At 66.0% G+C, this 4,967-nt stretch carries 3 protein-coding genes and 1 pseudogene; 2 read left to right on the forward strand and 2 right to left on the reverse strand.

Translation table 11 applies throughout. From position 1 onward, the window contains the following. A pseudogene (locus ACEN88_RS24200) lies at positions 1 to 392 on the reverse strand (hypothetical protein); the annotation flags it as partial. Positions 393 to 916: 524 nt separating this feature from the next. Here ACEN88_RS24200 and ACEN88_RS24205 point away from each other — a divergent pair. Together ACEN88_RS24205 and ACEN88_RS24210 are read left to right on the forward strand one after the other, a co-directional pair. Further along, positions 917 to 3,010 carry a GDSL-type esterase/lipase family protein gene (locus ACEN88_RS24205; protein ID WP_413343763.1) on the forward strand — a complete coding sequence of 698 codons (2,094 nt, stop codon included), beginning with the start codon at positions 917 to 919 and terminating at the stop codon, positions 3,008 to 3,010. 16 nt (positions 3,011 to 3,026) lie between these two features. Next, positions 3,027 to 3,644 (forward strand): NF038129 family PEP-CTERM protein, encoded by a 618-nt coding sequence (locus ACEN88_RS24210; protein WP_413343765.1) that lies wholly within the window; start codon positions 3,027 to 3,029, stop codon positions 3,642 to 3,644. Here the strand turns inward: ACEN88_RS24210 and ACEN88_RS24215 are convergent. Continuing rightward, positions 3,638 to 4,967, reverse strand: a 1,330-nt coding sequence (locus ACEN88_RS24215) for a glycoside hydrolase family 2 TIM barrel-domain containing protein (RefSeq protein WP_413343767.1), incomplete at its 5' end; no start/stop codon positions are given. The genes ACEN88_RS24210 and ACEN88_RS24215 overlap by 7 nt on opposite strands.

Below are 4,967 nucleotides of genomic sequence, written 5' to 3' on the forward strand. Positions count from 1 at the left end.
ACGTTGAAACGTTCCAGCCATTTCACGACCACGCGCCTGGCGCTGACCTCCATCGCCCTGGCGACGCGCAGATACCGCTCCCACTGCCCCTGCAAAGGCGCGAGGTCGACGCCGGCCTGCCGCGCCAGCGCCTTCACGGTGGGCGAACCGGCCGTCCCGACGACGACGCACACCCGCGTGCAGGCGGACAAATCGGTCGACGTGGACGCCTCCACGCCGGCCACCGCACGCAGGTCGTGGCGCAGCAGGTCCGCGGCCAGCGTCAGGGTCCTGCTGTCGTCGTGGACGATCGCGGGCGGCTCCCCCGGCGCGGCCAGGAGGAACGGCGCGGCGCGGGCGTACGGCGCCGCGAGCACGGCGAGCAGGGCAAGAATCTGAAGGGGTAGCGGCATCGTGGACAGGGATCTGGCGCTCGGTTGAGGCGGCCGAAAGCCGGATACTAAAATATTACGATGGCAAGGCGCAAGCGTTCATGCGTCTTCTACCTATCCCGAAAATAGCGTCCGGACATGCTAAAAACGCATACGTGGACAGCGGCATCCGGCCGGTTACGACACGATTTGCTTGCATCAGCCTTACATCGACGTGACGATTTAGCAACTACATTGGTTGGACCAATTGCGGGATTTGTGAAATGGTGCAATTATCTTGTCGGACCAATTAGCAACTAAGGTCCGACCACTTTCCTCTCTCGAAGCTGGTCGGCGACGTCACGACCGCGCCCCCGGCCGGTCCACATAAAAACGGAGACTACGTTGAAACGTTCCAGCCATTTCACGACCACGCGCCTGGCGCTGACCTCCATCGCCCTGGCGGCGCTGCCCCTCGCACATCGGCCGCACGCGGGTAACCCGGGCCGAGTATGCCTTCTGACCGCCTTACGCAATCCCACTTGAGTTCAATAATAGGAGAAGAGATGAGACATTCGTTATCCGCCTGGATCGGTGCGCTGGTCCTCGCAAGCGGTGTGGCGGCATGCGGCGGGGGCGCCGCGGATCGCGATGCCGCGGCCGCTGACCGGCAGCTGGCGACGCTGGATTCGGTCGCGACCACGACGGCAACCGTCCCGACGATCCACATGCTGGGCGACTCGACGATGACGGCGTATGCGGAAGATCGCCGCCCTCAAATGGGCTGGGGCGAAGCGATGCCGCAGTTTTTCGACGCCGGGGTCAAGGTCGACAACTGGGCGCTGGGCGGGCGCAGCTCGCGCAGCTTCTACTACGAGGCTACGCGCTGGCCCGCCATCCTGCCGAAAATCGGCGCAGGCGATTACGTCATCATCCAGTTCGCCCACAACGACCAGAAATCCGGGGGGGATTACGCCCAATTCGGCACCTATGCCTTCTGCAGCGACGGGTCGAACGACGGCGAAGCCTGCGTGGGCCGTCCGGACAAGGTCGACCCGACCGTCGATATCTCGGAACACTCGTATTACCAGTTCCTGAAGAAATACGTCCAGCAGGTGCGCGCCAGGGGGGCGAATCCGATCCTGATGTCCCCGATCGTCCGCAAGTACTTCAGCGGCACGACGATTACCCCGCAAGGCCAGCACAATGTCGGCATCACGGGCGGCGAAACCGTCGCCCGGGGCGATTACGTCGCCGCGATGAAGGCGGTCGCCGCCCGGTATGCAGTCCCCTTTGTCGACATCACGGCCGAGACCAGGAAGATCGTGGAAAGCTACGGCAACGCGGCGGCGACGGCAAACCTGTACATTGCCGCGGACAGTACGCATCCGCAGGTGCTGTTTGCGAACCTGATCGCCAAGCGCGCCGTGGAAGGCTTGCGCGGGCTGGGCATACTCGCCGGCCATATGGTGCCCGTCACCTCGCTGATTGCCAGCCCGGGCACGCTCGACTGGTCGACCCGTTACGTGGGCGTGCCGGCGACGAAAACCGTCACGCTGTCCGCGTTCGACCTGATCCCGGCGCAAGGGACGATGACGATGTCCGCCCCGGCCGGTTTCGAACTCTCGCTCGATAACGCCACGTGGTCGCGCAACGTCACCGTCGACTATGCGAACGGCGCGTTTACCCAGGCGCTTTACGTCCGGTTCACCGCGAGCGAAGCGAGGATCTACGCGGGCGACGTCGGTTTCGCGATCGGCGGCGCCACCCTGCCCGCCACGATCGCCTTACGCGGAGAAGGCGTGCCGGCGGCCGGGGGAATCGCTTCGTATGCCAGCTGGTTCAAGGCTGCCTTCGCATTGGCGCCGGTGACGGACGGCCTGGTGAGCGCCGACGACGCCGTCGTGCATGGACTGGTGGCGTCGACGTCGAAGGTGATCGCGGTGGATGGGCAGGACACGACGGTGGCCCGTTATGTCGCGAACGCGCCGACGCGCGACAACAGCCAATACCTGCAGTTCGCCGTCCATGCCGGCACGGCGACCCTGTCCGTCGACACGATTTCCGCCTATCTCACCAGCAGCGGCGGATCGACGGTGGTGGCCGATATCGAGTATTCGGCGAATCCGGATTTTTCCGGCGCGACGCGGCTGAATACCAGCACATTGACGTTCGTGAAGGATACGTTCACAGCCAGGCTGAGCTATCCGGCCGTGGTGCGGGTCCCTCCGGCCGGCACCCTGTACGTCCGCATCTTTCCGTGGAATTCGGCCGGCGTCACCGGAAAAACCCTTGCCGTCTACGGCGTGACGGTGTCCGGCAGTGCGGCCAGGCCCGCCGTCGCCGATGCCACGTCCAGCTTCGCGCTGCTGCGTTCGGGACTGAGCTGGAACCGCATCACCAACAAATACAACGCGTCGATCACCCTCACCAACACCAGCGGCGCGACGCTCGCAGGGCCATTCCAGCTGGTCTTCAACAACCTCACGGGCGGGGTCACGCTCGACAACGCCACCGGCATGCGCGACGGGGCGCCTTACGTCACCATCGCCGCCACGTCGATCGCGGCCGGCGCCTCGGTGACGGTGCCGCTTTCCTACAGCAATCCGAACAAGGTTGCGATCGGCTACACGAACAGCATTTTCAACGGCAGTTTTTGAGACCAGGACCTGAACCATGTTTAATCCGAAGACTTTACTGGCACAGTGTATTTGCGGACTCGCCCTGCTTGCGCATGGCGCCGCCGACGCGGCGCCCACGTATCACGTCAGCATCGACACGAGCGGTTTTAGCGGCCAGGGGCTGATGGACTTCACCTTTCTCGCCAACGCCGGCGCGACGCCGGTCGACGCGGTGCTGACCAATTTCAGCGGCGCATACGGCGCCACGTTCGATCGCTCGCCCGCCACCACGGGCGGCTTCCCGGGCGGCATCGTCCTTGGCAATCTGAACGGCGGCAACTACCTGACCCAGTACGTGAACCTGGGCGGGTTGTTCAGCTTCGACATCAGCTTCGACGGCGCTTTCGCGGAGACCGAAAATATCGACGCATCGCAGTTCGACGCGACCCTGTACAACGACGACTTCACTGCCTATGTCGGGGCTGCCGGCAGTTTTGCCGAGTTCGTCCTGCTACCGCGGCTGAACGGTACGCCGGGCACGGTCCTGGCGTCGTCGCCGAACGGCATGGGGCGCGTCGCCGCAGCGGCCGACCTGCCCGAGCCACCCGCGCCGCTGCTGGCGCTGACGGCCCTCGCCATGCTCGGATTCGTCCGCGGCAGGCGGCGTCACTGACCGGCCGGCGCCAGGTTCCACTCGACGTCGTCGACCAGCGTCCCGGCGCTCGCCTCGATCCGGTTCGCGCCCGGCGCAAGGCGCACCTGCCAGCGCGAGATATGGCCCTCGACCGCCCGCTCGCCCAGGTCGACCCCGTTCACGCGCAGGCGCACCCGGGCCTCGTTGCTGTACACCTTGACCTCCACGTCCGCCGCGGTCCGCGTCACGGCGCGCCGCGACGTGATGTACACCATCGGCTTCTTCGACCAGTTGGCCTGGTACCAGTAATACGCATCCTTGCGCACCTTGCGGTCCATGCTGACGAGGCCCTTGTCGTTGACGCCCCGCGCGTCGCCCTCGTTGCGCCCGGCCGACGCGAAATCGAAGCCCGTCCACACATAGCTCGCCCACAGCCACGGCGCCGCCTCGATCTGGCGCCAGGCCGCCTCGTGGTACAGCGCCTGGTACTGCTCCGGGTGCCAGCGGCTGGGCGCCACGGGGCGGCGCACCGGGTCCTCCTGGTGCAGCGCGCTGCCGCCGGCGCCGTATTCGCTCAGCGACTGCGGCGTGCGCGGCCGCTTCGCATGGTTCGCCGCCAGGAACGGCGCGAGGTCCGAGAACTCCTTGTCGTACCAGCCGAAATACACATTGGACCCGACGGCATCCGTGTGCAACGCCTGCGGTCCGTCGATGGGCGCGCAGCAGTTCGCGTACGCGGTCGGCCGGCTCGCGTCCTCCGCATGCACGAGCTTCTGCATCGCGTCGAGCACGCGGCCGCTCACCTCGTCGACCTTGTAGATCTCGTTCCCGAGTCCCCACACGAACACGGACGGGTGATTGAAATTCTGGCGCACGAGCTCGCGCGCCTGCTGCGCCGCATTGGCCGCGAACGCATCGCTCGCGCCCACTTCCGACGTCAACGGCAGTTCGGTCCACACGAGGAACCCCTTGCGGTCCGAGAGCGCGTAACTGTGTTCGTTGTGCTGGTAGTGGGCAAAGCGCAGGCCCGTGACACCGAGTTCTTCCAGGATGCGGTAGTCGGCGTCGATGTCCGCATCGTCCACCGCCGTCCCCTTGCCCGGCACATACGTCAGGTGCACGTTCACGCCGTGCACGGGGTACGGCTTCCCGTTCAGCAGCAGGCCGCGGTCCGGATCCAGCTGCACGGTCCGGATGCCGACCTCGTTGTCCACACGGTCGAGCACCGCGTCCGCACGGGCCACCGTCACTTCGCTCGTGTACAGGTAAGGATCCTCGACGCCCTGCCACAGGTGCGGGCTGGCCAGCGCAGCATCCAGCTCGACCGGCACGACGGCGCGCGCGGGCAGCGCGGCGTCGTGC

The sequence above is a fragment of the Massilia sp. CT11-108 genome (assembly GCF_047302915.1).
Lineage (GTDB): Bacteria > Pseudomonadota > Gammaproteobacteria > Burkholderiales > Burkholderiaceae_D > Telluria > Telluria orientalis.